This window comes from Microvirga zambiensis WSM3693 (assembly GCF_016735695.1).
Lineage (GTDB): Bacteria > Pseudomonadota > Alphaproteobacteria > Rhizobiales > Beijerinckiaceae > Microvirga > Microvirga zambiensis.
On the sequence record NZ_JAERQD010000188.1, the window covers coordinates 1 to 1,370 of the forward strand.

The following is a 1,370-nucleotide window of genomic DNA, read 5'->3' on the forward strand; positions in this document are numbered from 1 at the left end:
GACGGCGCCGAGATCACAACGACGCCAACACACAACGTCGCCTGATCGACCCCATCACCCACCTTCCGGTTTAACTCCAGGCCGAGCAGACGCAGGATCAGGGCAAGGCCCTGCTGGCAGCCGCTCAGCAGCGGATCGTCGAGGCTCAGGTCAACGGTTGGCTTGAGAAGCACTGGCACTGCGCGATTAGTGGTCGCAAGCTCCGGTGCAAGGGCAGCTACCCGATCACCTTCCGGACCTTGTTTGGAGATGTCCAGCTCAAGAGCCCGCGCTACTACGTTCCCCAGGAACGACAGACCAATGATCCGGCGACGATCTCGCTGAGCAGCGAGCCTCATTCACGGAAGGCACAGATCCTCGAGATTGGGAGGGTCTGGCGCCCCCGAGGGCCGTATGGCTATTGGTCTGGACGGCGGCTACATCCGAGACTGGAGTGACAGAAAGCGGAACTTCGAGCTGATCGTGGGCCGGTCCATGCCCGAAGAGGGAGAGGCCCGGTATATCGGCTTCGTCCATAGCTATGATCACAAGCCGCAGCAACGCATCATCAACCCTCTCAGGCGCCAGGGCCTGCAGGCCAATCAGGATCTGACAGTCATTATGGATGGCGGTGAAGAGGTCCGCGCTCTGGCTGAGCGGATCAGCCCGTGCAGCGAGCATGTGCTCGACTGGATCCACATCACCATGCGGATCACGGTTCTGCGCCAGTTTGCGCAGGGCTTGGTGCACCACGACAAGGAAGCCGGGATGGCGATGCTCGATGAACTACGCCAGATCAAATGGTTCCTCTGGCATGGCAACACCTGCCGAGCTCGTGAGTCGATCGATGATCTGGTGCTTGATCTCGAAGCTCTCGACAATCGCTACCCCAATCTGCGCAAGTTCAGGACCACCATGCGGGAGTCCCAGGTCTACATCGCCAGCAACGAAGCCAGCTTGATCAACTATGGCGAGCGCTACCGGTCCGGCGAGCGGATTTCCTCAGCTTTTGTCGAGTTGACGGTGAATGCGGTGATCAGCAAGCGCTTTGCCCAGAAGCAGCAGATGCAGTGGAGCCGACGCGGGGCTCATCTGCTCCTGCAGACGCGGACCAAGACCCTGGATGGCTCGCTGCGTGCCACATTCGAGCACTGGTATTCCGGCATGAACGACAATGTTAGGTGCGATGGCCGGGTAGCTGCCTAATTGCCCCACAACTCCTCATACTCTCCTACTTGCAATACCAGCGCACGCACAGCAGAATGATCTCGACGGGAAAGCGGCGACGCTCGAACAGCGACACAGGAGCGGCACCTTACTGATCCGGCTTGGGTGAACTTGAACTATGCGGCATAGCGGAATGACGGATGCCCAAAGTAGCTGCGGATTCG

1 pseudogene is annotated in these 1,370 nt (G+C 59.5%); it reads left to right on the top strand.

The annotated features are described in order from the left end of the window. Window positions 1-98 precede the first annotated feature (98 nt). Window positions 99-1,185, top strand: a pseudogene (locus JKL46_RS34790) (ISKra4 family transposase); the annotation flags it as partial. Window positions 1,186-1,370: the final 185 nt, after the last annotated feature.